Here is a 25,677-nt window from a genome sequence, read left to right on the forward strand (position 1 = left end):
CTCACAGTTTTTCCAATTTGGCGAAATTCGCCATGATCTTCTTCACCCCGGCGCCCTCAAAGGCGATCTCCAGCAGGGTGTCGCCCCCCATGGGGGTGGTGCGCAGCACCCGCCCCCGGCCGAACACCTTGTGGGAGACCAGGTCGTCGGTCTGATAGGTATTGCCGCCCCCGGCCGCGGCGGGGCGGCCGGTCTGCCCCCCCAGCCCCAGGTTGTTCTGGGCCCGGAAGTGGCCCACCTGTTTGGCGGCGCCCCCGCCGAAGAGGCCGGTGGGCAGTTCCTCCGCCCCCTCGTGCTCCACATACTCCTCGGGGATCTCCTGCAAAAAACGGCTGGGCTGGTTGCGCTGGGTCTGGCCGAAGAGCATCCGCTGCCGGGTGTGCAGCAGGTAGAGGTTCTCCTTGGCGCGGGTGATGCCCACATAGCACAGCCGGCGCTCCTCCTCCAGCTCCTCGGGGGAGTAGAGGGACTGCCGCCCGGGGAAGATGCCGTCCTCCATCCCGGCGATGAAGACGTTGGGGAACTCCAGCCCTTTGGCGGCGTGCATGGTCATCAGCACCACGCTGTCGGCCTCCCGGTCGAAGTTGTCGATGTCGGTGATGAGGGCGATCTCCTCCAAAAACTCCTGCAAGCTGGGCTCCTCGGCGGTCTGCTCGTAGCGGACCACGTTGGAGACGAACTCCTCGATGTTTTCCAGCCGGGTCTCCCCCTCAAAGCCCTGGGCCCGCAGGGAGGCGGCGTAGCCGGTCTCCTCCAGCAGACGCAGGGTCAGCTCCGACATCTTCTCGCTCTCCCTGGCGGCAATCAGCCCGTCCATCACCTGGGTAAAGGCGGCGATGGCCTTTTTTTTGCCGGAGAGGGCGGGGTAGCTCTCCGCCTCCCGCAGCACCTCGTAGAGGCTGAGGCCCAGCCCGGCGGCGATCTGCTCGGCCTTGGCCACGGTGGCCTCGCCGATGCCCCGCTTGGGCTCGTTGATGATCCGCTTGAGGCGGATGGCGTCGGAGGGGTTGTTGAGGACGCTCAGATAGGCCACCAGGTCCCGGATCTCCTTGCGGTCGTAAAAGCGCAGGCCGCCGATTATTTTATAGGGTACCCCCGCCCTGGCGAAATATTTTTCAATGGCGTTGGACTGGGCGTTCATCCGGTAGAGGATGGCGTGGTCGCCGTAGCGGTATCGCCCCTCGGAGACGTTTTTCACCACCGTGTCGCCGATGAACTCGGCCTCGCCGAACTCGTCCCGGGCGGTGTAGTCGACGATTTTGGCGCCATCGCCCTTGTCGGTCCAGAGGTTTTTGCCCTTGCGGGCGGTGTTGTTGGCGATGACGCTGTTGGCCGCGTCGAGGATGTTCTGGGTGGAGCGGTAGTTCTGCTCCAGCCGGATCACCTCGGCCCCGGGGAAGGTGCCCTCAAAGTTGAGGATGTTCTCGATGGTGGCGCCCCGGAACTTGTAGATGGACTGGTCGTCGTCCCCCACCACGCAGAGGTTTTGGTGCCCCCTGGCCAGCATGCTCACCAGCTCAAACTGCACCCGGTTGGTGTCCTGGTACTCGTCCACCAGTATGTAGCGGTAGCGCTGCTGGTAGTACTCCAGCACGTCGGGGTTTTGCTGGAACAGCCGCACCGTGTGGTAGATGATGTCGTCAAAGTCCACGGCGTTGGCCCGCTTGAGGGCGTCCTGGTAGCGCTTGTACACCTGGGCGGTGACGCGGAGCTTGTAGTCGGGGTGCTCCTGCGCGGCGTACTCCTCCCAGTCCACCATGCTGTCCTTGAGGCGGCCCAGGTTGTGCAGCATCGCCTTGGGGGGGAACATCTTGTCGTCGACCTGCATCTCCTTCAAGATGGTCTTGAGCAGCCGCAGGGCGTCGTCCTGGTCGTAGATGGTGAAGTTGGAGGTAAAGCCCAGCCGGTCGATGCCCCGGCGCAGGATCCGCACACAGGCCGAGTGGAAGGTGCTGGCCTGGATGTCGCTGGCCTCCTCCCCGATCATGGCGATCAGCCGGTCTTTGAGCTCGCCGGCGGCCTTGTTGGTAAAGGTGATGGCGAGGATGTTCCAGGGCCGGGGGGCGTTCACCGAGAGCTTGCGGAAGGTCTCGGCGGGGATCTCGTCCCCGTTTTGGATGGCGCTCTCCAGGTTGAGGATGTCCTCCTCGGTGGGGGTGCCGTAGACCTTGTCGCTGTGGTAGGCCTGGCCGAAGGCCACCAGGTTGGCCACCCGGTTGACCAGCACGGTGGTCTTGCCGCTGCCGGCGCCGGCTAGGATCAGGATGGGGCCCTCGGTGGTGAGGGCGGCCTTCTTCTGCATCTCGTTGAGGCCCCGAAAGCGGTAGTCGATATACTGCTTGCGCAGGGTCAAAAATTGGGACTGGTAGTCTGTCATAAAAATCTCCTTGCGGGTGTGATGGGAGGGCGCGCCGGCGCCGCCGGAAAGGGGCGGGGCGCGGGGCGGCCGCCGCCAAGGGGGGACCGCGTTTTCTTCCCTATTGTACCACATCTCCCCATCCAATAAAAGAAAAAGCGCCGATTTTCGGCCCGCAAATTGGATGCTGACTCTCTCCTTTCGGCGGCGTGGACAGATGGCGAAATTGGTCGTATAATAGAAAAAAAGGGCGGCTTGTCGTCTCTCTCCCCGGGGCTGCCGCCGGCCGAAAAGGATGTGTTTCACCGTGAAAAAGGAAAGTCTCGTACAGCTGATCTTGGCGGTGTTGGTGCTGGTCCTCTCCGCCCTCTGCCTGGCGCAGGTGCTGGCCATGGACCTGTGGATGCCGGTGATCTTGGGGCTGTTGAGCGTCATCAGCTTTGTGGCCGGGTGGCGCGCCGTGAAGGAGAAAAAGACCTTTTTGGTGGTGGTCTTTTACCTGTGCGGGCTGTTTGCCCTGGGGGTGGCCCTGGTGGCGGTGTCCATGCGGTAAAGGCCCCCCCTTTCAGGCGGCGGCACAGAGAGAAAGAGCGCCCGAAGCACAAGGCTTCGGGCGCTCTTTTAAGTGCAGGGGAGATCGCCGCGAAATGGCTATTTGCAGATGTTGATGAGGACACCGGCCGCGACCGCCGAACCGATGACGCCGGCCACGTTGGGGCCCATGGCGTGCATCAGCAGGAAGTTGGCGGGGTTCTCTTTCTGGCCGACCTTCTGGGAGACGCGGGCGGCCATGGGCACAGCCGAGACACCGGCCGAGCCGATGAGGGGGTTGATCTTGCCCTTGCTCAGGACGTACATCAGCTTGCCCAGCAGCACGCCGCAGGCGGTGCCGACACAGAAGGCGATGAGGCCCAGGGCGATGATCTTGAGGGTCTTGGGGTCGAGGAACCGCTCGGCCGTGGCGGTGGCGCCGACGGTGACCCCCAGGAAGATGGTGATGATGTTCATCAGCTCGTTCTGGGCGGTCTTGGAGAGGCGCTCGACCACGCCGCTCTCCCGCATCAGGTTGCCCAGCATCAGCATGCCGACCAGCGGGGCGGCATCCGGCACCAGGAAGGAGACGATGAGGGTGACCATGATGGGGAAGACGATCTTCTCGATCTTCGAGACCGGCCGCAGGGTCTCCATCACCACCGCGCGCTCTTTCTTGGTGGTGAGCAGCTTCATGATGGGCGGCTGGATGATGGGGACCAGGGCCATGTAGGAGTAGGCCGCAATGGCGATGGCGCCCAACAGGTCGGGGGCCAGCTTACTGGTGACGAAGATGGCGGTCGGGCCGTCCGCGCCGCCGATGATGCCGATGGAGCCGGCCTCCTGCGGGGTAAAGCCCAGCATGGTGGCGCCGATGAAGGTGAAGAAGATACCGCCCTGGGCGGCAGCGCCCAGCAGGAAGCTCTTGGGGTTGGCGATGAGGGGACCAAAGTCGGTCATACAGCCGATGCCCAGGAAGATGAGCGGCGGATAGATGCCCAGTTTCACGCCCTGATAGAGGTAGTAGATCAGGCTGCCGGCCATCTCCTTGCCGGTCACTGGGTCTATGTAGGGGGCCGCGTAGGAGTTGAGGTTGGCGACCGGGATGTTGGCAAGCAGCATGCCGAAGGCGATGGGGAGCAGCAGCAGCGGCTCGAACCCGCGGCCGATGGCCAGATAGATCAGCACACAGGCAATGGCGATCATGACCAGGTTCTGCCAACTGCAGTTGGCAAAGCCGGACGACGTGAGGATGCCGCCAATGGCGTCCAAAGCTTGTTGAATCATGGCTTCATTTCCTTTCTGTTTCGGTTACGGGATTTAGAAGGGGCGGGTGTTTTCCACAATGCCGGCGGCGCCCCAGGCGGGACGGGTCTGCTTTTTGCGCTTGATGCTGCGCACGGCAAAGGGCTTGCCGCCCATCATGCTGGCAACTGCGGCGGAAATGGCTGCCACGACCTCGCCCGGGATGCCGGCGGTGGCGTTTGCCACCGGAGCGGGCGCCTTGGGGGCGGGAGCGGCGGGCTTGGCCTCGGTTTTGGGGGCGGCGGGCTGCTTCGGCTTGGTGAAGCTGCTCAACAGTTTGCCCATCAGCCAGATGCAGAAGGTCAAAAAGATGAGGGCCGCAAAAACCACGACCATGCCGGTAATGGTGACCAGAATTGCAAAGTCCATATCGCGATCTCCTTTTCTATATTCATTTTGTGAAAATTCCAATCGAATACATTATACCCCAAGGGCCCGTCTATTTCAATTCGGAGTGAATAATTTTTTAACAAATGACTGCCGATTTTTTAACGGAGAAGTTGTCTTTGTTTTGTCAAACTCGTCCAACTCCCCTCCCCCCTTTCCGCCGGGCAGGGCGGCGATTGCCTTTTTGCGCAAAATGTGATAGGGTGAAATCGTCAAAACCGTCTGTGTTAGGAGGGACCCCGCTATGGACACATCTTCCGCCGTCAATCTGCCGGAAATCCCCCAGGGCCTCACCCTGGAGGGGGTCTGGAACTGGTTTTTGAGTATGCTGCCCTCGCTGGCCAAAGCCGCCCTCATCCTGCTGGTGGGCTATATCGCCATCAAGGTGATCCTGCGGCTGGTGGACCGGGTGGTCGTGCGCCGCAACCTCTCCCCCAGCGCCTACAAGTTTTTCTCCTCTGTCCTCAAAATCGTCCTCTGGTTCCTGGTGCTCTTCACCGCCGGCAGCTCCCTGGGCATCGAACTGTCGAGCTTTTTGGCCATCTTCAGCGTGGCCGGCATCGCCGTCTCCCTGGCGGTGAAGGACAGCCTGACCGATGTGGCCGGGGGGCTGCAGATCCTCATCACCAAGCCCTTTGGGGTGGGGGACTTTGTCGATCTCGACGGCACCTCGGGCACGGTGCTGGAGATCGGGGTGGTCTACACCAAGCTGCTGACCATCGACAACCGGGGCATCTACATCCCCAACGGCCAGGTGACCAGCTCCAAAATCATCAACGCCTCCAGCGAGGAGAGCCGCCGCCTGGACTTGGTGGTCCCCATCCCCTACGAGGCCGACTTTGAGCGGGCCATCGAGCTGCTCAAGGGGATCGTCTACGCCCACCCGGACAGCTACAAGGAGCCCGCCCCCCTGATCCGGTTGTCGGAGTTCGGGGACAGCGCCCTGGAGATCGCCGTGCGGGTCTGGACCGAACCGGCGAAGGTCTTCCCCCTGAAATACGACCTGCTCGAGGAGATCAAGCGCACCTTTGACAGGGAGGGCATCCCCATCGCCTACCCCCATTTGGACGTGACGCTGGTCAAATAAAAAGAGCCGCTTTTTATGGCCGCCTTGACGCGCTGGACAGCGCCGGGGCGGCTTTTTGTCGCCCCAGACAGAGGGCCATTTCCGCCGCTGCACTTCCCCCGCCAACGCGAGCCCTTGCAAGCAATGGCCTTTTGGAGAAAACAGAGAGAAGGGATCTGCGTTCAAGGCAGTGCGAATGGCAAACGCACAGGGATTTCCCGGCAGGCTCGCACTGACAAAATAGGGAGAAAATGGAGAAAGAGGATGGGCGGCAAAAGAAATTGCGAGATGATTGACAAGGGTCTGTACAAAAGATATAGTAAAGGGGAAAACAGGTATTCGCTTTTATACAAGTTTGCTGTCGCACCCCGTGCGGGGGCGTGGGTTGAAATAAACAAGGAGGTTAATATCTTATGTACAGACTGCGTCGCACCCCGTGCGGGGGCGTGGGTTGAAATAAGAGATGGGGTTTGAAAAGACCGCTGGGCTGGGTCGCACCCTGTGCGGGGGCGTGGGTTGAAATGTATCTTGGTGCGCCGACCAGTATGGCTATCTGGGTCGCACCTCATGTGGGTGCGTGGATTGAAATTGGGCAGACACAGCGGTCAGTCTCGTCGAAGCTAGTCGCCCCCCTCGCGGGTGCGACAACAGACCTCTCCGCCTCCTTGCCTTCTGAGCCCAAAAAGAGCTGCCGCCGATTCTCTCGGCGGCAGCTCTTCTGCGGTGCGGGCGGCTTTAGCGGGCGGTGTCGATTTTGATTTCGTGCTCGCACTCGGCGTTGCACTGGGCGTTTTCCTTGGTGAACTTCTGCTTGGCCTGGTTGACCTTGTCGGCCTGGGCGGCGGGGGTCTGGTACCAGCCCCGCTTCTGCATCTCCTCGAAGACCTCCATCTGGATCTGGTGCTCCTCGGCGAGGATGTCCATCATCACGCCCTTCATCTGCTTGGTGGCGCACTCGTCGGCAAAGGTGTTGTAGATGCCGGTGATCTGTTTTTGCGAGCTCAGCATGTCGGTCAAAATCGACTTGTCATCCATCATGTTGTTCATCTTCCGTTCCCCTTTCCCCATCTGCCTTACAGGCAGGAGAGCAGTTTGTCAAAGTGGTTCTGGTGCTTGGCGGCCATCTGCTCGCACTTGCTCTTCACCTGCGGGTCGGCGCAGATCGAGGCGTACATCTGGTACTTGGCAATGAGGTTTTGCTCCATGGTCAGGCTGTCCTCAATGCCGGACAGCTCTTTCTCTGTAATGTTCTCCACCGGTCATTCCCCCTTTTTTTGCTTGGAAAAAACAGCCGTCGCAGTCCCTGCAGCCGCGGCGGCCGCTTCTTCCCTATCAGTTTGCGCAGTCCGGCGGGGAAGATGCAAAAAAGCGGATGGAAGTCCATCCGCTTTTTTCTTTTGAAAAAATCTATTTTTTTGATAAAATCCGCCAAAATGCAACTACAAATTGTATAAAGCGCAATCAATAGTCCCTGTCGTAGTTGATGCTGTACCCATCTTCCATCAAATCCAGGGCCATGCCGGTGCCGATGGCCACGCAGTCGATGGGGGTCTCCGACACGTAGCAGCGCACCCCGGTCTCTTTGGAGATGAGCTCGGGCAGGCCCTTGATGAGGCTGCCGCCGCCGGTGAGCATGATGCCGTCCTCCCAGATGTCGCCCACCAGTTCGGGCGGGGTCTTTTCGAGGATGCCCTTGATGGTGGTGACCATGCTCATGGCAAACTCGTTGAGGGTGGCGGTGAGTTCGGAGGAGCTGACGGTGATCTTCACCGGCAGGCCGGTCTCCAGGCTGCGGCCCTTGACCTCCATCTCGGTCTCGGGGAGGACCCCCTCCATCACCGCGCCGATCTCCTTTTTGACCCGCTCGGCGGTCCGCTCGCCGATGAGCACCTTGCGGTTGAGGCGGACGTAGTTGATGATCTTTTCGTCAAACTGGGTGCCGGCGCACTTGACCGAGGTGGAGAGCACCACGTCGTTGAGGGAGATGACGGCGATATCGGCGGTGCCGCCGCCCACGTCCACCACCATCCGCCCCCGGGGCTTGGAGATGTCGATGCCCGAGCCCAGGGCCGCGGCGATGGGCTCCTCCACCAGGAAGATCTTGCGGGCCCCGGCCGAGAGGGCGGCGTTGACCGCGGCCCGCGACTCGACGTTGGTCACCGAGGAGGGGACGCAGATGGCCACCTTGGGCTTGACCACGTAGGAGGAACTGACCTTGCGGATGAAGTACTTGACCACCTCTTCGGTCATGTCGATGTCGGAGATGACGCCGTTTTCAAGCGGGCGCTTGGCGACGATGTGGGCCGGGGTCTTGCCCGCCATCTCCTGCGCCTTTTCGCCGATGGCCAGCACCTCGCCGGTCTTTTGGTTGACGGCGATGACCGACGGCTCTTTGACCACGATCCCCTTGCCCACCACATAGATGATGATGGAGGTGGTCCCCAGGTCAAAGCCAATATCATAATTTGCCATTTGCTTCCCTATTCCTTTCCTTACCTGCGGCTGCCGCCGCGCAGAAATACACCCGTTCACAGCCCCTGACCCGCAGCATCTTGGCGCACTCGGCGGCAGTGCCGCCGGTGGTGACGATGTCGTCGCAGAGGAGGAGGGTCTTGCCCCGCACCGCCGCCCGGTCGGCCACCTCAAAGGCGCCCAGCAGGTTCTCCCTGCGGGCCGGGAGGCCCAGCCGGTGCTGGTAGGGGGTGTCGAACAGCTTGACCAGCGCCCCCTTCAAATAGGGGATGTCCAACTCTCGGGCCAGGTGCTGGGCCAGCAGTTCGCTGTGGCCAAACCCCCGTTCCCGCCGCTGGCGGGGGCGGCCCGGCACGCAGACGACCCCCTCGATCTCCTCCAGGGGGAGGACGGCGCGGCAGGTGTCGGCCATGTGGGCCGCCAGCACCTCGGCCGCCCCCAGTCGGGCGGAGAACTTGTAGGCGGTGATGGCCCGGCGGACCGGCCCCTGGTACCAGAAGGGGGCGATCGCCCCCTCGGCGTAGAGCAGGGTCTCCCCCTGCGCCTCCAACACGCCCTTACGGTTTATTGTATCCGATATGCGGTGGCTTTGCAACGTGCATTTTGGACAGACCCGCTGTCCCAGGGGGATGGCGTCGCCGCAGAAGGGGCAGACCCGGGGGTAGAGCAGGCGGAGGGCCGCCGCAAGGGCCCTCACCCGAGGATGTCCCGCAGAAAGGAGCCCAGCCCGCTGTAGCGCAGGGTCTTGCGGTTGTTCTCCACCATCATCTCCACGGCGCGGCGGCTGCCCACGATCACCAGCAGCTGTTTGGCCCGGGTGACGGCGGTGTAGAGGAGGTTGCGGAAGTAGAGCTTGGGGTTGGGCTCCAACAGGGAGAGGATGACCGCGTCGAACTCGCTCCCCTGGCTCTTGTGGACGGTGACGGCATAGGCGTGCTCGATCTCCCCCAGCATGTCGGGGGTGTAGGCGGCGCGCTTGTCCTCGTAGCGGATGTGGATGAGGCCGTTTTGGCGGTCGATCTCCTCGATCTGCCCCATGTCGCCGTTGAAGACCCCGGTCCCCTTCTCGCCGGTCTCCTCCTGGGTGGTGACGATGTCGTAGTTGTTGCGCGTCTGCATCACCTTGTCCCCCTGGCGAAAGCTCATCCCCATATAGCCGATCTCGGACTGGCCGTGGGCGGGGTTGACCGCCTCCCGGAGGATGCGGTTTTGCTGTTGCACCCCGGCGGCCCCCCGGCGGCCCGGGGAGAGCACCTGGATGTCGGCGGGAGAGAGGCCGTAGGCCTTTGGCAGCCGGGTGGTGACCAGGTCGCGGATGAGGGCCAGGCCGGAGGGCTTGTCCCTTGCGGGGAGGAAGAAAAAGTCCTTGTCCCGCTGGGCCAGGTCGGGCACCTGCCCCTCCAAGATCTCGTGGGCCGAGGTGACGATGGCGCTCTGGGCGGCCTGGCGAAAGATGTGGGAGAGCCGCACCACCGGGAAAAAGCCGGAGTCGATGATGTCTTTGAGCAGGTTGCCCGCCCCCACCGAGGGCAGCTGGTCGTAGTCCCCCACCAGCACCAGCTTGCAGTTGAGCTTGATCGCCCGCAGCAGCGCCTCGAAGAGGAGGACGTCCACCATCGACACCTCGTCGAGGATGAGGACGTCGCAGTCCAGCAGATCCTCCTCGTTCTTGGTGAAGGCCAGGGTGCCGTCCTTCTGGTACCCCGCCTCCAACAGGCGGTGGATGGTCTTGGCCTCCCGCCCGGTGACGGCGCTCATCCGCTTGGCGGCGCGGCCGGTGGGGGCGCAGAGGGCGACCTTGCGGCCGTCCTTCTCGAAGAGCTCGATCATCCCGTTGATGGTGGTGGTCTTGCCGGTGCCGGGCCCGCCGGTGAGGACCACGAACCCCTGGCGCAGCGCCTGGGCGATGGCCTCCCTCTGGGTGTCGGCGTAGACGATGCCCAGCGCCTTCTCCTGGGCCGCGATCTGCCGGTCCCACTGGGTGCCGTTGTCGGGCATGAAGGAGATGAGCATCTGCAGCCGGGTGGCGATGTAGCCCTCGGCCCGGTAGTAGTCGGGCAAAAAGATCATGGGCCGCTCGTCCCCGGTGTATTCCACCAGGTTCTCCCGCTCCAGCATCTCGCCGATTTCAAAGTCCACCCGCTCGGGGGGCAGGCCGATGTAGCTGGCGGTGACGGCGGCCAACTTCTCCCGCGGCAGGCAGGTGTGGCCGTTTTGGGTGTTGTGGCGGAGCACGTGGGCGGCGGCGGCCTGCACCCTCTCCCCCGATTCGGGGGAGAGGCCCAGCTGGATGGCCATGGCGTCCGCCCGGTCAAAGGAGATGCCGATGAAGGAGAGGCAGAGGCGGTAGGGGTTTTCGCAGAGCAGCTCCTGCGCCTGGGGGCCCCAGAACTTCCACACCTTGATGGCCTCGGCGGCGGAAAAGCCGTACTGGGCCATAAAGGCCAGCAGGGAGCGGATGCCGAAGACCCGCTGGTACTCCAGATGGATGTCCTCCGCCTTTTTCAGGGAGATGCCCTGCACCTGCGCCAGGGCGTCGGGGTCCTTTTCGATGACCTCGAAGGTGCGGCTGCCGAAGCGGTCGACGATGCGGCGGGCCGTCACCGGGCCGATGCCCTTGATGGCCCCGGAGGCCAGGTACTTGAGGATGGCCCCGGCGGTGGCGGGGAGTTTGGTGGTGCAGAGGCTGGCCTTGAACTGGCGGCCGAAGGTGGGGTGGTTGACAAAGACGCCGGTGAGCTCCACCTCCTCCCCCTCGCTGAGTTCGGAGAACTCGCCCACGGCGGTGATCAGTTCGCCCTCGCAGGAGATGTCCACCACCGACCAGCCGTTTTCCCGGTTGCGAAAGACCACCCCCTCCACCGTGCCGGCGAGCTGGATGAGCTGCTCTGCGCGTTCCACCTTGTCCCCTTCCCCCTTCAAAAAGGGCCGCCTTCTGGCGGCCGATACGTCCTGTATTCCGTGTACCAGTATACCCCAACTGCCCTCTCAATGCAAACCCAGTTGGCGGGGGTCGAATGTCTCCCAGACCTCGGGGAAGTCCTCGCTGCCGTAGAAAAAGCCGAGGATCTCCCGCTGCTCCTCGGTGAGCTCGCCGGGGCTGGTGAGGACCAGCTTGCAGGCAAAGGTGCTGCGCTCCACCGTGCGGCGAAGGCTGCGCAGGGCGTTCTCACAGTCGCCCGGCCGGGCGGGGAGGGGCGCGATCAGGTAGAGGGGCAGCTTGCGGCGGCGGTCGATCAGGTCGCCCAGCAGGCCCACGCACTCGGCCAGCCCCACGGCCGCCAGCACCACCAGCAGGAGTTTTGCGACGAATTCCATACTCAATCACCTCTTGCGCCAGTGTATGGGAAGGAGGGGCAAAAGGTGCCCCTCCCGCCCCCTTTTTGTGGGAAAAGCGGGGAAAAAGTGCTGGGGCGGCAGCGGCCCTCCCTTCCCCGAAGGGGGCGAAAAACCGCCGTTTGGGCGCAGGCAGCTCCCCCTCATCTGTCCCGGACAAAAAAGGGGCCGGGCAGGCCGCCCGGCCCGCCCGGCTCCCCTGCCGGCAGGTGAAATTGGTTCGGCCGCCCGTGCGGCCGCAAAAGGGGCTACTGCGCCGAAACGGCGGCCCGGAGGGCGTCGACCCGGTCGGTCTTCTCCCAGGGGACGTTCAGGTCCTCTCTCCCCAGGTGGCCGTAGGCGGCCAGCTGGCGGTAGATGGGGCGGCGCAGGTCCAGGTCGCGGATGATGGAGGCGGGGCGGAAGTCAAAGACCTTCACCAGCGCCTCGGCCAGCTTGTCGTCGCTGACCGCGCCGGTGCCGAAGGTGTCCACCAGCACCGAGACCGGGTGGGCCACCCCGATGGCGTAGGCCAGCTCGACCTCGCACTTTTTGGCCAGGCCGGCGGCCACCACGTTCTTGGCGGCATAGCGGGCGGCGTAGGCGGCGGAGCGGTCGACCTTGGTGGGGTCCTTGCCGGAGAAGGCGCCGCCGCCGTGGCGGCCGTACCCGCCGTAGGTGTCGACAATGATCTTGCGGCCGGTGAGGCCGCTGTCCCCCTGGGGCCCGCCGATGACAAAGCGGCCGGTGGGGTTGACCAGGTACTTGGTCTTTTCGTCCAGCAGGGCGGCGGGGACGATGGGCTTGATGACCAGCTCGATCATGTCCTCCCGGATCTGCTCGAGGGTGACCTCGTCGCCGTGCTGGGTGGAGATGACCACCGTGTCCACCCGCACCGGGGTGTCGCCGTCGTACTCGACGGTGACCTGGGTCTTGCCGTCGGGGCGGAGGTAGTCCACCGCCCCCTCCTTGCGGACCTTGGTCAGCTGCTTGGCCAGCTTGTGGGCCAGGGAGATGGGCAGGGGCATCAGCTCTTCGGTCTCGTCGCAGGCGAAGCCGAACATCATCCCCTGGTCGCCGGCGCCGGTGCCGGCGTCCTCCTCCCCCGTCTTGGCCTCGAGGGCCTTGTCCACCCCGAGGGCGATGTCGGGGGACTGCTCGTCGATGGAGGTGAGGACCGAGCAGGTGTCGCAGTCAAAGCCGAACTTGGCCCGGGTGTAGCCGATGTCGCGGATGACCTGGCGGGCGATCTTGGGGATGTCCACATAGCAGCTGGTGGTGATCTCCCCCATCACCATCACCATGCCGGTGGTGACGCAGGTCTCGCAGGCCACCCGGCCGGCGGGGTCTTTTTCCATGATGGCGTCGAGGACGGCGTCGGAGATCTGGTCGCAGATCTTATCGGGGTGCCCCTCGGTGACCGATTCGGAGGTGAAGAGTTTTCTCATGCTCACAGTTTTTTCCTTCCTTTCAATGCACGCATTTTTCTGCCATTGAAGAGATCACTTTTGCCGGGGTCGAAAAAAAGCCCGGTGGCAAACACCGAGCTTTTATGCGAAGCTTATCTTTCGGCTTTACCCGCAGGATTTGGCACCTTGCACCCCCGCGGGGGGCAGGTTGTCGGGCTTCACAGGGCCTGTTCCCTCAGCCACTCTTGATAAGTGATATTCAATTGTGCGAAAATCAGTATACGCTATTTGGCGGAGGTTGTCAACACCGGTCCTTCCCTGCCGAAAACCAGCTTGCTGATGGGCTTGTAGACCAGGTAGGTGATGGCGCTGTTGCCCAGGGCCTTGACCAGGTTGAAGGGGATGATGATGGGGATGAGCATGGCCGCCACGTCCTTGGCGGTCCCCCCCATGAAGAGGGGGGTAAAGACCAGGTTGCACAGGCACATGACGGCGGTCATGGCCAGGGAGCCCAGCAGCAGCCCCACCAGCGCCCCCTTGCGGGTGTGCCATTTCTGGTAGAGGGAGCCGGCCAGCACCGAAAAGACCCCGGTGGCGAGAAAGTGCATGAGGATGCCAATGACCCCCGACCCGGCGCTGACGGTGAGGCCCTGGATCACCGAGACCACGGCGGTGAGGGCCAGCCCCGCCCAGGGGCCGAAGAGGAAGGTGCCCACCAGGATGGAGACGTCGGCGGGGTCGTACTCCAAAAAGGCGGCCCCGGGGATGATGGGGAAGTGGATGAGGGCCACCAGCACGATGGAGATGGCGGCCAGCATGGCCATGGTGGTGAGCTTGCGGGTGCGGTTGGCGGTTTGTCTGGACATAATAATCCCTCCAAAAAAAGTGTTTGGAAGGTCTGTCTGGGACGCAAAAAGCCCTCGGTCTGAAAAGGCCGAGGGCGTGCGGACGCAGAAAAGATGCGCCGTTTCTCTCATCCGGACTATACCGTCGGCTTCGGAATCACACCGAATCAGTCCGCCGGCCGGGGGCCGGAGGAGTCGCGGGCTTCAGGGCAGGGCCCTGTCACCGCCGGTGGGGAATCGCACCCCGCCCTGAAACAGACTTTCTACTCTCATTATAGGCCGCCGGCCGCCGTTGTCAAGGTGGGGACGGGCCTTTTTTGTGCGGGGAGGGGCGCTAGAGCTCCCTCTCCAGGGCGTAGTTGGTGAGGGTCTGTTCCCCCCGCTTGACCTGCTGTTCCCTGACCACCCGGTACCCCCGGGCCAGAAAGAAGGGCAGGGCGGTGATGGAGGCGTCGGTGCGCAGCACCTTGACCCCGCCCTGCAGGGCGCGGGCCTCCAGCGCGTCCACCAGCAGGGCGGCCAGCCCCTGGCCCCGGCAGTCGGGGTGGACGTAGAGGCGGTCGAGATAGCTGCCGTCCAGGTCGCCAAAGGCGGCCAGTCCCCCCTCCCCCTCCACCACCAGGCTGTAGTGCTGGGTGAGGGTCTTCTGCCAGCGGGAGCGGTCCGGGTTTTGGGGCGCCCAGGCGTCCAGCTGGGCCTGGGTGTAGTCCCGGGTACAGCAGCCGTGGACGGCCCGGTAAAAGAGGTCGAGCACCCCGTCCAGGTCTTTGGAGCGGTAGAGGCGCAAAAGCACAGGTATTCCCCCTTGCGTGATCTTTTGTTGGCGTATGGGACAGCCGTCGAGCAGAGGCCCGCGCCCCCCTCCTCGAGAGGGGCGGTCGGGCGGGGCGGATGGCCGTCTCCCCTCCCCGCCCCGCTCCCCCGCAATGGGCGGGAGAGGGGCGGGGAAGGCCGCACAGCCGAGGTTTGAGAGACTACTTCAAAAAGCCCTCGATGATCTTGGCCTCCGCCTCCTCGGCGGTGAGGCCCAGGGTCATCAGCTTGGTGAGCTGTTCGCCGGCGATCTTGCCGATGGCCGCCTCGTGGATGAGGGCCGCGTCCAGGTCGTTGGCAGTGAGTTCAGGGATGGCGGAGACGGTGCCCTCGTCCATGATGATGGCGTCGCAGGCCGAGTGCCCGGTGCAGCGGACGTTGCCGTTGATGCGGGAGCGGAAGAGCTGTTTGGAGTGCCCCTTCGCCACCGAGCGGGAGATGAGGTCGGCGCCGCTGTCCTCGCCGTTGAGGTCCACCTCGAAATTGGTCTCGGCGTACTGTTCGCCGTGGGTCATCAGCTTTTCGCGGACCACCAGCCGGGCCCGGGGGCCGACCACGCCGGTGGTGAGGCGCTGGGTGGAGTCCACCCCCTTGATCTGGGTGGTGTCCATCTCCAGGTAGCTGTCCTCCTGCAGCTCCACATAGGTCTGGGGGTTGATGATGCGCTGGCCGCTGCCCTCGCCGGTGCCGATGTGCTTCTCCCGGTAGAGGACGCGGGCCCCCGGCTCGAGGTAGAAGCGGTGGATGCCGTTGTGCTGGGAGCTCTCCTCCCCGTCGGTGTGGACGCCGCAGCCGGCCACCACCACCACGTCGGCCCCGGCGCCGATGTAGAAGTCGTTGTAGACCAGGTCGTCCACCTTGCTGTGGGTGACGCAGGCGGGGATGTAGACCGTCTCCCCCTTGGTGCCGGGTTTGACCCGGATGTCGATGCCGGGCTTGTCCGACTTGGAGCTGATCTCGATGTTCTGGCTGTTCTGGCGGCCGGCGCAGCCGGTGTCCTCGCGGATGTTGAAGGCCCCGGTGAAGCCGGTCTCGGGGTCAAAATCGCTGATGAGCGATAGCAGCTGTTTGGTGATGTCGTTCACGGGTTACTCCTCCCCTCTGCAAAAGGCGCAGCGGTCCCCCCGCAGGAGACCGGGCAGAATTTCGTCCTTCGGGCCGTGCATGGTGAGGGACCCGCCCGAGAGGACCACGATCTCGTCGGCGATGTTGAGGATCCGCTCCTGGTGGGAGATGATGAGGACCGAGCCCTCGGTCTCCCGCCGCAAGTCGGCAAAGACGTCGATGAGGTTGCCGAAACTCCAGAGGTCGATGCCGGCCTCCGGCTCGTCGAAGATGGTGAGGGGGGTCTTGCGGGCCAGGACCATGGCGATCTCGATGCGCTTCATCTCGCCGCCGGAGAGGCTGGCGTTGGCCTCGCGGTCGATGTAGTCGCGGGGGCAGAGGCCCACCGAGCGCAGGTAGCGGCCGATGTCGCAGTCGGAGAGGGTCTCGCTCCCGGCGGCGAGGGTGATGAGGTCGCGCACCGTCAGCCCCTTGAAGCGCACCGGCTGCTGAAAGGCAAAGCCGATGCCCATCTTGGCCCGCTCGGTGATGGAGGCCTGGGTGATGTCCCGGCCGTCTAGGAGGATGCGCCCCTCGGTGGGGGCGAGGATCCCGGCAATGACCTTGGCGAGGGTGGATTTGCCGCCGCCGTTGGGGCCGGTGATGACCACAAAGCGGCCGTCGTCAACGGTGAGGTTGACGTCTTTGAGGATCTCCCTGTTGGCGCCGTCTTCGACCTGCAGGGAGATGTGTTGTAATTGCAGCATATTCTTTCTCCGCATCTTTCACAAAACAATTTTGAACGGTATTAGTATACCACATTTTCCCGCCTTTGCAGCAGTAAAATACCAATTTGGTGAACATTTTGTTGGCCGGGAGCCGAAAAGGGGAAAAAGAGGGCTGGGACGGGGAAAAGCAGCTCTTCTGTGAGCTCTCGCGCGCTCCCTCCGGCCCTTCTGTCGCGAAGGGGGGCGAGGGGGGTCTCCTAAAATAGGGGGATGCGGTTCTTTCGTCCAAATGGAGTTAAAAAACGGGGCTTTTGCAAGGAGGATATTGGCCTGGAGGCGAGGGGAGCGGCCAATTTGTAGGAGCGGGATACAGCACTCCGGGCGGGCTGCCAGTCTTGGAGGGGGACGGAGAAAAACAGGTGGGGCGGACAGGTGGGGCAGGTTGCGCGGCAAGGGACGGCGGGCAGGTCGTGGAGAAAGAGGGTCTCGCCTTTTTGGCAACAGCCGTACTTTGATAGGCCCCTGGGGGCTCTCTCTTTCCGCCTCCTGCTGCCCTTCCATCGCAGAAGGGCGCGCCGGGCACTCTTCAAAAATAGGAAAACAGGGGGGGCACCGCTCCCCTCTCCAAAGAGAGATATAAAGACCAGACGTTTGCAAGGACAATATCCGGCCTGGAAGCGAGGGAGTCGGCGGCTAGGCAGGGTTTAGGATATTGCCTCCATCGCGGGCTGCCGGCCTTGAGGGGGGCGGAGAAGGGCGGACAGGTGGGGCAGGATGCGGGGCAAGGGGCGGCGGGCAATGCTCTTCAAAAACAAAGGAGCAGCGCGTTGCCTCCCCTTCCCCCCGAAGAAAAATGAAAAAACCGGGTGTTTACCGGGGCGGCATCTGCTCCGAAAGCAGTAGGAGCGGTAGATGGGTGGACTCAGGATGCGGCCGGCAGGGCGGGTTTCTGGCCTTGAAGGGGAGCGAAGAAGAGCGGCTGGGACGGACAGGGGGCAGGGTGCGGGGAGAGGGGCGGCGGGCAACGGGGCAGAGAAAAAGCGCTTCGGCAAAATTGCCGAAGCGCTTTTTAAGGCTAGAAACTAGTCGCGGATGCCGGTGACAACGCCCGAACCAACGGTGCGGCCGCCCTCGCGGATAGCGAAGCGGAGGCCTTCCTCGATGGCGATGGGGGTGATCAGCTCGACGTCCATGGTGACGTTATCGCCAGGCATGCACATCTCGGTGCCCTCGGGCAGGGAGATGACGCCGGTCACGTCGGTGGTCCGGAAGTAGAACTGGGGACGGTAGTTGTTGAAGAACGGGGTGTGACGGCCGCCCTCTTCCTTCTTCAGGATGTACACCTGGCCGGAGAACTTGGTGTAGGGGTGGATGGAACCGGGCTTGGAGAGGACCTGGCCGCGCTCGATCTCATCTCTCTGGATGCCGCGGAGCAGGGCGCCGATGTTGTCGCCAGCCTCAGCGTAGTCCAGGATCTTGCGGAACATCTCGATGCCGGTGACAACGGTCTTCTTCTTCTCGTCGGCCAGACCAACGATCTCGACCTCGTCGCCGGTGTTCAGCTGACCGCGCTCCACACGACCGGTGGCGACGGTGCCGCGGCCGGTGATGGTGAAGATGTCCTCGATGGGCATCAGGAAGGGCAGGTCGGCTTTGCGCTCGGGGGTGGGGATATACTCGTCAACAGCGTCCATGAGCTCCAGGATGGGGGCGTACTCAGGGGCGTTGATGTCGGTGCTGGTGGACTCGATGGCCTGCAGGGCGGAGCCCTTGATGATCGGAATGTCGTCGCCGGGGAAGTCGTAGCTGCTCAGCAGCTCGCGGATCTCCATCTCGACGAGCTCCAGCAGCTCTTCGTCGTCGACCTGGTCAGCTTTGTTCATGAAGACAACGATGTAGGGAACGCCGACCTGACGGGACAGCAGGATGTGCTCACGGGTCTGGGGCATCGGGCCGTCAGCCGCGGAGACAACCAGGATCGCGCCGTCCATCTGGGCCGCACCGGTGATCATGTTCTTGACGTAGTCAGCATGCCCGGGGCAGTCGACGTGCGCGTAGTGGCGCTTGTCGGTCTCGTACTCAACGTGAGCGGTGTTGATGGTGATGCCGCGCTCTCTCTCCTCGGGGGCCTTGTCGATCATGTCGTAGGCCTCGTACTGGGCCTGGCCCTTCATTGCCAGGACCTTGGTGATGGCGGCGGTGAGGGTGGTTTTACCATGGTCGACGTGGCCGATGGTACCAATGTTCACATGGGGTTTGTTTCTTTCGAAATGCTGCTTAGCCATTGGTGTTCCTCCTTTTTCTTCGCTTGTAATAGCGCAATTATCGTCTGTCAGACAGACCTCTCAATGTACCCCTATTGTAGCAACTTGCCAGGGGAAATGCAAGGCCCAAAGCCGGGCGCAGGGCGGGGAACTAGTCCTCTTTTTTGCCCCGTTTGCTCATGATCCCCTCGGCGATGGACTTGGGAACCTCAGAGTAGTGGCTGGGCTCCATGGTGTACTGGCCACGGCCCTGGGTCTTGGAGCGCAGGTCGGTGGCGTAGCCGAACATCTCGGCCAGGGGGACGAAGGCGTTGATCTGCTGGGCGCCGGGGCGGGACTCCATGCCCTGGATCTGGCCGCGGCGGGAGTTGATGTCGCCGATGACATCGCCCATGTACTCCTCGGGGACGATGACCGCAACCTTCATGATGGGCTCCAGGATGACCGGGTCGCCCTTGCGCATGGCCTCTTTAAAGGCCATGGAGCCGGCAATCTTAAAGGCCATCTCGGAGGAGTCGACCTCGTGGTAAGAGCCGTCGTACAGCTCGACCACCACGTCGACCACCGGGTAACCGGCGAGCACGCCGGTCTGCATGGCGCCCTGGATACCGGAATCAACGGCGGGGATATACTCTTTGGGGATGGCGCCGCCGACGACCTTGTTGAGGAACTCATAGCCCTTGCCGGTCTCGTTGGGGCGAACGCGGATCTTGACGTGGCCGTACTGGCCGCGGCCGCCGGACTGGCGGGCGTACTTGTGGTCCACGTCGCTCTCGCGGCGGATGGTCTCGCGGTAGGCGACCTGGGGCTTGCCCACGTTTGCCTCGACCTTGAACTCCCGCAGCAGGCGGTCGACGATGATCTCCAGGTGGAGCTCGCCCATGCCGGCGATGATGGTCTGGCCGGTCTCCTCGTCGGTGTAGGTCCTAAAGGTCGGGTCCTCTTCAGCCAGCTTGGAGAGGGCGATGCCCATCTTCTCCTGCCCGGCCTTGGTCTTGGGCTCGATGGCGACCCGGATGACCGGCTCGGGGAACTCCATAGACTCGAGGATGATGGGGGCCTTGGGGTCGCAGAGGGTGTCGCCGGTGGTGGTGTTTTTCAGACCGACCGCCGCAGCGATCTCGCCCGCGTAGACCTTCTCAATGTCTTTTCTGTGGTTGGCGTGCATCTGCAGGATGCGGCCGACCCGCTCGCTGTTGCCCTTGACCGAGTTGTAGACGCTGGTGCCCGCATCCAGGGTACCGGAGTAGACCCGGAAGAAGCAGAGCTTGCCCACAAAGGGGTCGGTGGCAATTTTGAACGCCAGAGCCGAGAAGGGGGCGTTGTCGTCGGAAGGACGGGTCTCCTCTTCGTCGGTCTCGGGGTTGACACCCTTGATGTCGGGGATGTCGGTGGGCGAGGGCATGTACTCGACGATGGCGTCGAGCAGCAGCTGCACGCCCTTGTTTCTGTAGGCGGTGCCGCACAGAACCGGAACCATTTCATTGGAGATGGTGGCCCGGCGGATGACTTTCTTCATCTCGGGGATCTCCAGCTCCTCGCCGTCGAGGTACTTCATCATCAGGTCCTCGTCCAGCTCGGCGACTGCTTCCACCAGCTCAGCATGATACTTGTCCGCCAGCTCCCGCATATCCTCGGGGATCTCCTCGTCGCGAACGTCGTTGCCCAGGTCGTCGTAGTAGACTTCCGCGCGCATGGTCATCAGGTCGACGATCCCCTTGAAGGTCTCCTCGGCGCCGATGGGCAGCTGCAGGGGCACGGCGTTGCACTTCAGGCGGTCTTTCATCATGGCGACAACATTGTAGAAGTCGGCGCCCATGATGTCCATTTTGTTGACGAAGGCCATGCGGGGGACTTTGTAGTTGTCGGCCTGCCGCCAAACCGTCTCGGACTGGGGCTCCACGCCGCCTTTGGCGCAGAACACCGTCACCGAGCCGTCGAGCACGCGCAGAGAGCGCTCCACCTCAACGGTGAAGTCCACGTGGCCCGGGGTGTCAATAATATTGATGCGATGGCCCTTCCAGTGGGTAGTCGTAGCAGCGGAGGTAATGGTGATACCGCGCTCCTGCTCCTGCTCCATCCAGTCCATTGTTGCCGCACCGTCGTGAGTCTCACCGATCTTGTGGTTGATACCCGTATAGTACAGAATACGCTCGGTGGTGGTGGTTTTACCAGCATCAATGTGAGCCATAATGCCAATATTTCTAGTCAGTTCCAGAGAAACGTCTCTTGGCATAATGCCCTCCTTATCAGGGTTTGCACGATTCTGTGCAGATGTTTGCTGAGAATATTGAAAACACTACCAGCGATAGTGGGCGAAAGCCTTGTTGGCCTCGGCCATCTTGTGGGTGTCCTCGCGCTTTTTCACGGACCCGCCGGTGGAGTTGACGGCGTCCATCAGCTCAGCGGCCAGCCGCTCTTTCATGGTCCTCTCCGAACGCTTGCGGGCGTACAGGGTGATCCACCGCAGGCCCAGGGTCTGCCGGCGGGCCGGACGGACCTCCATGGGGACCTGGTAGGTGGCGCCGCCGACACGGCGGGCCTTGACTTCCAGTACGGGCATGACGTTCTCCATGGCCTCGTCAAACACGTCCAGGGGGTCTTTCCCAGTCTTCTCTTTTACGATGTCAAATGCCCCGTACACAATCTTCTGGGCCACGCCCTTCTTGCCATCATACATGATGCTGTTGATCAGGCGGGTCACCATCTTGGAATTGTACAGCGGATCGGGTAACACGTCGCGCTTGGCAATCTTACCTCTTCTTGGCACTTTTCTTCCCTCCTTCATATCAATGAATTCACAGGTACTCGAAAGCGACAAAACTCCCGTGCTGCCAAGGACAGGCATTTATAAAAACGCCGACACATGGCAAAAAAAGTCTTGATTACTTCGAAGCACCAGCCTTGGGCCGCTTGGCGCCGTACTTGGAACGGCTGCGCATCCGGCCGGAAACGCCCTGGGTATCCAGAGTACCGCGGATGATGTGGTAGCGGACACCAGGCAAGTCTTTGACACGACCGCCGCGGATCAGGACGACGCTGTGCTCCTGCAGGTTGTGGCCGATACCGGGGATGTAGGCCGATACCTCCATACCGTTGGTCAGCTTCACACGGGCGATCTTACGAAGCGCCGAGTTCGGCTTTTTCGGGGTCATGGTACGAACGGCAGTGCAGACCCCTCTCTTTTGGGGAGAAGACATATCGCTCTGCGCCTTTTTGATGGAGTTGAACCCCTTCTGCAGGGCGGGAGCAGTCGACTTCTTCACCGAGACCTGTCTGCCTTTGCGTACGAGCTGGTTGAATGTTGGCATGTTGCACCTCCTCTTTGATAAAATGTTTTTTTCTATATGAAAAGGGCGCGTTTTCAGCAAACGCGCCCTCTCATAAGCCCTATTTGCTCAACATTCAAAGTTTAACACTTCACCAATATTATTGTCAAGCATTTAGGCAATATTGCCAGTCAAATCTGAGAAAATTTCCCGCAAAAGCGGGGCGTTTCCCCCGATTTTCCCGGATTTCTCCCCCCTTGGGGGAAAACGGGGTCGGATCTAGTCGCCCAGCCCGTCGAGCTGGTACTCGCAGGGGGCCACCTTGCTCACCAGGTCGCCCGCGGACTGATGGGTGAGCTCCACGTCGTTGTAGACGTCCAGCCCGGTGCCGGCGGGGACCAGCTTGCCGATGATGACGTTCTCCTTGAGGCCGGTGAGGGGGTCGACCTTGCCCTTGATGGCGGCGTCGGTGAGGACCCGGGTGGTCTCCTGGAAGGAGGCGGCCGAGAGAAAGCTGTCGGTGGCCAGGGAGGCCTTGGTGATGCCCAGCAGCACCGGGATGTAGTCGGCCTTCTGCAGACTGACCTCGCCCTCGGCGATGCGGCGGTCGATCTCCAAATTGGCCTTGATGAGGTCGGATTTCTCCACCACCGAGCCGGAGATGAGGTTGGTGTCGCCGGCGTTGTCCACCCGCACCTTCTTCATCATCTGGCGGACGATGACCTCGATATGCTTGTCGTTGATGTCAACGCCCTGCAGGCGGTAGACCCGCTGCACTTCCTGGATCAGGTAGTTCTGCACCGCGGTCTCGCCCTGGATGGCCAGCACGTCGTGGGGGTAGACCGAGCCCTCGGTAAAGGCGTCGCCGGCCTTGACCTGGTCGCCCTCGGCCACCTTCAGGCGGCTGCCGTAGGGGATGAGGTAGCTGCGCTCGTCCTTGGTCTCGTTGTTGGTGACCACCACGTGGCGGGCCTTCTTGATCTCGCGGATGGAGACCACGCCGTCGATCTCGCTGATGATGGCCATGGTCTTGGGACGCCGGGCCTCGAACAGCTCCTCGACGCGGGGCAGACCCTGGGTGATGTCCTCCGCCGAGGCGATGCCGCCGGTGTGGAAGGTGCGCATGGTCAACTGGGTGCCGGGCTCGCCGATGGACTGGGCGGCGATGATGCCCACCGCCTCGCCGATGGAGACCTCTTTCTTGTTGGCCAGGTTGGCGCCGTAGCACTTGGCGCAGATGCCCCGGGCGCTGTGGCAGGTGAGGATGGAGCGGATCTTGGCGCTGGTGACGCCGGCGGCCACGATCTTCTCGGCCAGGATGTCGGTGATGAGGGTGTCGCGGTCGGCCAGCACCTCGCCGGTCTCGGGGTGGCAGATGGGCTCGGCAGCGTAGCGGCCGGTGAGGCGCTCCTGCAGGGGCTCGATCATCTCTTTGCCGTCGCGGATGTCCTCGATGATGATGCCGTCATGGGTGCCACAGTCCTCCTCGCGGACGATCACGTCCTGGGAGACGTCCACCAGGCGGCGGGTCAGGTAGCCCGAGTCGGCGGTCCGCAGGGCGGTGTCGGCCAGGCCCTTGCGGGCGCCGCGGGAGGAGATGAAGTACTCCAGGATGTTCAGGCCCTCGCGGTAGTTGGCCTTGATGGGCAGCTCGATGGTCTTGCCCGAGGTGTTGGCGATCAGGCCGCGCATCCCGGCGAGCTGGCGGATCTGGTTGATGGAGCCGCGGGCGCCGGAGTCGGCCATCATGAAGATGGGGTTGTACTGGTCCAGGTTGGCCGTCAGGGCGTCGGAGACCTTGGTGGTGCACTCGTCCCAGATCTCGACCACCTGGTTGTAGCGCTCGTCGTCGGAGATGAAGCCCCGGTTGTACAGGGCCACCACCTGGTCGATCTTCTGGTCGGCCTCGTCCAGGTACTGCTGTTTCTGCGGGGGGATCACCGCGTCGCAGACGGCGACGGTGATGGCGCCCTTGGTGGAGTACTTGAAGCCCTGGGCCTTGATCTCGTCGAGCACCTCGGCGGTGGTGGCGGTGCCGTGCACCTGGATGCAGCGGTCGATGATCTGCCCCAGCTGTTTCTTGGTGACCAGGAAGTCGATCTCCAGGTCCAGCAGCTTCTCGGGGTCGCTGCGGTCCACATAGCCCAGGTCCTGGGGGATGGGGTCGTTGAAGATCAGCCGGCCCACGGTGGTGTCGATGAGCCGCTGGTGCTTGACCCCCTCGACCTCCCTCTCGCGGCGGACCTTGATGGGGGCGTGCAGCCCCAGGATGCCCTCCTGGTAGGCCATGAGGGCCTCGTTTTGGTCGCGGAAGACCATCCCCTCCCCCGGCTCGCCGGGTTTCTGCATGGTCAGGTAGTAGGAGCCCAGCACCATGTCCTGGGTGGGGACGGTGACGGGGCGGCCGTCGGAGGGTTTGAGCAGGTTGCCGGCGGCCAGCATCAGGAAGCGGGCCTCGGACTGCGCCTCGGCGGACAGGGGGACGTGCACGGCCATCTGGTCGCCGTCAAAGTCGGCGTTGTAGGCGGTGCAGGCCAGGGGGTGCAGCTTGAGAGCGCGGCCCTCGACCAGCACCGGCTCAAAGGCCTGGATGCCCAGGCGGTGCAGGGTGGGGGCGCGGTTGAGGAGGACCGGGTGGTCCTTGATGACGATCTCCAGGGCGTCCCAGACCTCGTTCTTGGCGCGCTCCACCATCTTGCGGGCGCTCTTGATGTTGCCGGCGGCGCCGGTCTCCACCAGGCGCTTCATGACAAAGGGCTTGAACAGCTCCAGCGCCATCTCCTTGGGGAGGCCGCACTGGTGCATCTTCAGCTCCGGCCCGACCACGATGACCGAACGGCCGGAGTAGTCGACCCGCTTGCCCAGCAGGTTTTGCCGGAAGCGGCCCTGTTTGCCCTTGAGCATGTCGGAGAGGGATTTCAGGGGGCGGTTGTTGGGGCCGGTGACCGGGCGGCCGCGGCGGCCGTTGTCGATCAGGGCGTCCACCGCCTCCTGCAGCATCCGCTTCTCGTTGCGCACGATGATGTCGGGGGCGCCCAGCTCCAACAGCCGTTTCAGGCGGTTGTTGCGGTTGATGACCCGGCGGTAGAGGTCGTTCAGGTCAGAGGTGGCGAACCGGCCGCCGTCGAGCTGCACCATGGGGCGGATGTCGGGGGGGATGACCGGGACCACGTCCAGGATCATCCACTCGGGCTTGTTGCCCGAGACGCGGAAGGCGTCCACCACCTCCAGCCGCTTGAGCAGCCGGATGCGCTTTTGGCCGGTGGCGGTCTCCAGCTCGGATTTCAGCTCCTTGCTGAGCTGCTCCAGGTCGATGTCCTGCAGCAGGGCCTTGACGGCCTCGGCCCCCATCCCCGCCTTGAACTCGTCCTCGTACTTCTCCCGCATGTCCCAGTACTCTTTTTCCGAGAGGAGCTGCTTTTTCTCCAGGGGGGTGAACCCGGGGTCCACCACGATGTAGGAGGCGAAGTAGAGCACCTTCTCCAGCAGCCGGGGGGAGATGTCCAGCATCAGGGCGATGCGGGAGGGGATGCCCTTGAAGTACCAGATGTGGGAGACCGGCGCGGCCAGCTCGATGTGGCCCATCCGCTCCCGGCGGACCTTGGAGCGGGTGACCTCGACGCCGCAGCGCTCGCAGATCTTGCCCTTGTACCGCAAGCGCTTGTACTTGCCGCAGTAGCACTCCCAGTCCTTGGTGGGCCCAAAGATCCGCTCGCAGAACAGGCCGTCCCGCTCGGGTTTCAGGGTTCTATAGTTGATGGTCTCGGGTTTCTTGACCTCGCCGTAGGACCACTCGCGGATCTGCTCGGGCGAAGCAAGGCCGATTTTGATCGAATCAAACACATTAAATTCCATTGGCGACCCCTTCTTCTA

At 63.0% G+C, this 25,677-nt stretch carries 21 protein-coding genes and 2 riboswitches; of the genes, 2 read left to right on the forward strand and 19 right to left on the reverse strand.

The annotated features are described in order from the left end of the window. Position 1: 1 nt before the first annotated feature. Positions 2–2,377 carry an ATP-dependent helicase gene (locus BN3266_RS03910; protein ID WP_059003959.1) on the reverse strand — a complete coding sequence of 792 codons (2,376 nt, stop codon included), beginning with the start codon at positions 2,375–2,377 and terminating at the stop codon, positions 2–4. A 286-nt stretch (positions 2,378–2,663) separates the two neighbouring features. On the opposite strand from BN3266_RS03910, the gene BN3266_RS03915 reads away from it, so the two are divergent. Then, positions 2,664–2,909, forward strand: coding sequence for a hypothetical protein (locus BN3266_RS03915; RefSeq protein WP_059003961.1), 246 nt, complete (start codon positions 2,664–2,666; stop codon positions 2,907–2,909). A gap of 98 nt (positions 2,910–3,007) precedes the next feature. On the opposite strand, the gene BN3266_RS03920 is transcribed toward BN3266_RS03915, so the two are convergent. Then, positions 3,008–4,174, reverse strand: coding sequence for a sodium ion-translocating decarboxylase subunit beta (locus BN3266_RS03920; protein WP_059003963.1), 1,167 nt, complete (start codon positions 4,172–4,174; stop codon positions 3,008–3,010). A 33-nt stretch (positions 4,175–4,207) separates the two neighbouring features. Continuing rightward, positions 4,208–4,561, reverse strand: coding sequence for an OadG family protein (locus tag BN3266_RS03925; RefSeq protein WP_021661490.1), 354 nt, complete (start codon positions 4,559–4,561; stop codon positions 4,208–4,210). Positions 4,562–4,823: 262 nt separating this feature from the next. Here BN3266_RS03925 and BN3266_RS03930 point away from each other — a divergent pair, with 262 nt between their 5' ends. Further along, on the forward strand, positions 4,824–5,666 hold the full coding sequence (locus BN3266_RS03930; RefSeq protein WP_059003965.1) for a mechanosensitive ion channel family protein: 843 nt from the start codon (positions 4,824–4,826) through the stop codon (positions 5,664–5,666). 714 nt (positions 5,667–6,380) lie between these two features. On the opposite strand, the gene BN3266_RS03935 is transcribed toward BN3266_RS03930, so the two are convergent. The 16 genes from BN3266_RS03935 to rpoC all read right to left on the reverse strand — a co-directional run bounded on the left by BN3266_RS03935 (position 6,381) and on the right by rpoC (position 25,659). Continuing rightward, positions 6,381–6,692, reverse strand: a complete 312-nt coding sequence (locus BN3266_RS03935; RefSeq protein WP_075109674.1) for a spore coat protein — start codon at positions 6,690–6,692, stop codon at positions 6,381–6,383. A 26-nt stretch (positions 6,693–6,718) separates the two neighbouring features. After that, positions 6,719–6,901 carry a ferritin family protein gene (locus tag BN3266_RS03940; protein WP_021661495.1) on the reverse strand — a complete coding sequence of 61 codons (183 nt, stop codon included), beginning with the start codon at positions 6,899–6,901 and terminating at the stop codon, positions 6,719–6,721. Positions 6,902–7,106: 205 nt separating this feature from the next. Then, positions 7,107–8,117, reverse strand: a complete 1,011-nt coding sequence (locus BN3266_RS03945) for a rod shape-determining protein (protein ID WP_021658679.1) — start codon at positions 8,115–8,117, stop codon at positions 7,107–7,109. Next, the gene (locus BN3266_RS03950; protein ID WP_154668969.1) at positions 8,104–8,814 is read right to left on the reverse strand and encodes a ComF family protein; all 711 of its coding nucleotides are present in this window, start codon (positions 8,812–8,814) and stop codon (positions 8,104–8,106) included. Before BN3266_RS03950 ends, BN3266_RS03945 begins: the two co-directional genes overlap by 14 nt. Further along, positions 8,811–11,018, reverse strand: a complete 2,208-nt coding sequence (recD2, locus tag BN3266_RS03955) for an SF1B family DNA helicase RecD2 (protein ID WP_059004563.1) — start codon at positions 11,016–11,018, stop codon at positions 8,811–8,813. Before recD2 ends, BN3266_RS03950 begins: the two co-directional genes overlap by 4 nt. Positions 11,019–11,105: 87 nt before the next feature. Beyond that, positions 11,106–11,435, reverse strand: coding sequence for a hypothetical protein (locus BN3266_RS03960; protein WP_021658682.1), 330 nt, complete (start codon positions 11,433–11,435; stop codon positions 11,106–11,108). 266 nt (positions 11,436–11,701) lie between these two features. Next, on the reverse strand, positions 11,702–12,880 hold the full coding sequence (metK, locus tag BN3266_RS03965) for a methionine adenosyltransferase (protein ID WP_021658684.1): 1,179 nt from the start codon (positions 12,878–12,880) through the stop codon (positions 11,702–11,704). Between the two features lie 110 nt (positions 12,881–12,990). Beyond that, a riboswitch (SAM riboswitch) is annotated at positions 12,991–13,096 on the reverse strand. 29 nt (positions 13,097–13,125) lie between these two features. Then, positions 13,126–13,707 carry an ECF transporter S component gene (locus tag BN3266_RS03970; protein WP_059003972.1) on the reverse strand — a complete coding sequence of 194 codons (582 nt, stop codon included), beginning with the start codon at positions 13,705–13,707 and terminating at the stop codon, positions 13,126–13,128. Between the two features lie 95 nt (positions 13,708–13,802). Then, positions 13,803–13,947: riboswitch (FMN riboswitch) on the reverse strand. 73 nt (positions 13,948–14,020) lie between these two features. Next, entirely contained in the window at positions 14,021–14,479 is a 459-nt protein-coding gene (locus BN3266_RS03975; RefSeq protein WP_075109675.1) for a GNAT family N-acetyltransferase, read from the reverse strand. A 181-nt stretch (positions 14,480–14,660) separates the two neighbouring features. Beyond that, the gene (locus BN3266_RS03980; protein ID WP_059003976.1) at positions 14,661–15,584 is read right to left on the reverse strand and encodes a SufB/SufD family protein; all 924 of its coding nucleotides are present in this window, start codon (positions 15,582–15,584) and stop codon (positions 14,661–14,663) included. A 3-nt stretch (positions 15,585–15,587) separates the two neighbouring features. After that, the gene (locus BN3266_RS03985; RefSeq protein ID WP_059003978.1) at positions 15,588–16,310 is read right to left on the reverse strand and encodes an ABC transporter ATP-binding protein; all 723 of its coding nucleotides are present in this window, start codon (positions 16,308–16,310) and stop codon (positions 15,588–15,590) included. A gap of 1,043 nt (positions 16,311–17,353) precedes the next feature. After that, positions 17,354–18,556 (reverse strand): elongation factor Tu, encoded by a 1,203-nt coding sequence (gene tuf, locus BN3266_RS03990; RefSeq protein ID WP_021658695.1) that lies wholly within the window; start codon positions 18,554–18,556, stop codon positions 17,354–17,356. A gap of 130 nt (positions 18,557–18,686) precedes the next feature. Further along, positions 18,687–20,771, reverse strand: a complete 2,085-nt coding sequence (fusA, locus tag BN3266_RS03995; protein ID WP_059003979.1) for an elongation factor G — start codon at positions 20,769–20,771, stop codon at positions 18,687–18,689. A gap of 63 nt (positions 20,772–20,834) precedes the next feature. Further along, positions 20,835–21,305 carry a 30S ribosomal protein S7 gene (gene rpsG / locus BN3266_RS04000; protein WP_052537609.1) on the reverse strand — a complete coding sequence of 157 codons (471 nt, stop codon included), beginning with the start codon at positions 21,303–21,305 and terminating at the stop codon, positions 20,835–20,837. Between the two features lie 115 nt (positions 21,306–21,420). Beyond that, the gene (gene rpsL, locus BN3266_RS04005; protein ID WP_021658698.1) at positions 21,421–21,846 is read right to left on the reverse strand and encodes a 30S ribosomal protein S12; all 426 of its coding nucleotides are present in this window, start codon (positions 21,844–21,846) and stop codon (positions 21,421–21,423) included. A 237-nt stretch (positions 21,847–22,083) separates the two neighbouring features. Next, on the reverse strand, positions 22,084–25,659 hold the full coding sequence (rpoC, locus tag BN3266_RS04010) for a DNA-directed RNA polymerase subunit beta' (protein WP_021658699.1): 3,576 nt from the start codon (positions 25,657–25,659) through the stop codon (positions 22,084–22,086). Between the last annotated feature and the right edge of the window lie 18 nt (positions 25,660–25,677).

Origin of the sequence: Bittarella massiliensis (ex Durand et al. 2017) (assembly GCF_001486165.1) — a bacterium.
Classification (GTDB): Bacteria; Bacillota; Clostridia; order Oscillospirales; family Ruminococcaceae; genus Bittarella; species Bittarella massiliensis.

Coding starts and splice junctions, on each gene's coding strand:
- BN3266_RS03910 (WP_059003959.1), bottom strand. CDS start 2,377: ATGACAGACTACCAGTCCCAATTTTTGACCCTGCGCAAGCAGTATATC.
- BN3266_RS03920 (WP_059003963.1), bottom strand. CDS start 4,174: ATGATTCAACAAGCTTTGGACGCCATTGGCGGCATCCTCACGTCGTCC.
- BN3266_RS03925 (WP_021661490.1), bottom strand. CDS start 4,561: ATGGACTTTGCAATTCTGGTCACCATTACCGGCATGGTCGTGGTTTTT.
- BN3266_RS03930 (WP_059003965.1), top strand. CDS start 4,824: ATGGACACATCTTCCGCCGTCAATCTGCCGGAAATCCCCCAGGGCCTC.
- BN3266_RS03935 (WP_075109674.1), bottom strand. CDS start 6,692: ATGAACAACATGATGGATGACAAGTCGATTTTGACCGACATGCTGAGC.
- BN3266_RS03945 (WP_021658679.1), bottom strand. CDS start 8,117: ATGGCAAATTATGATATTGGCTTTGACCTGGGGACCACCTCCATCATC.
- BN3266_RS03960 (WP_021658682.1), bottom strand. CDS start 11,435: ATGGAATTCGTCGCAAAACTCCTGCTGGTGGTGCTGGCGGCCGTGGGG.
- metK (WP_021658684.1), bottom strand. CDS start 12,880: ATGAGAAAACTCTTCACCTCCGAATCGGTCACCGAGGGGCACCCCGAT.
- BN3266_RS03970 (WP_059003972.1), bottom strand. CDS start 13,707: ATGTCCAGACAAACCGCCAACCGCACCCGCAAGCTCACCACCATGGCC.
- BN3266_RS03985 (WP_059003978.1), bottom strand. CDS start 16,310: ATGCTGCAATTACAACACATCTCCCTGCAGGTCGAAGACGGCGCCAAC.
- tuf (WP_021658695.1), bottom strand. CDS start 18,556: ATGGCTAAGCAGCATTTCGAAAGAAACAAACCCCATGTGAACATTGGT.
- fusA (WP_059003979.1), bottom strand. CDS start 20,771: ATGCCAAGAGACGTTTCTCTGGAACTGACTAGAAATATTGGCATTATG.
- rpsL (WP_021658698.1), bottom strand. CDS start 21,846: ATGCCAACATTCAACCAGCTCGTACGCAAAGGCAGACAGGTCTCGGTG.
- rpoC (WP_021658699.1), bottom strand. CDS start 25,659: ATGGAATTTAATGTGTTTGATTCGATCAAAATCGGCCTTGCTTCGCCC.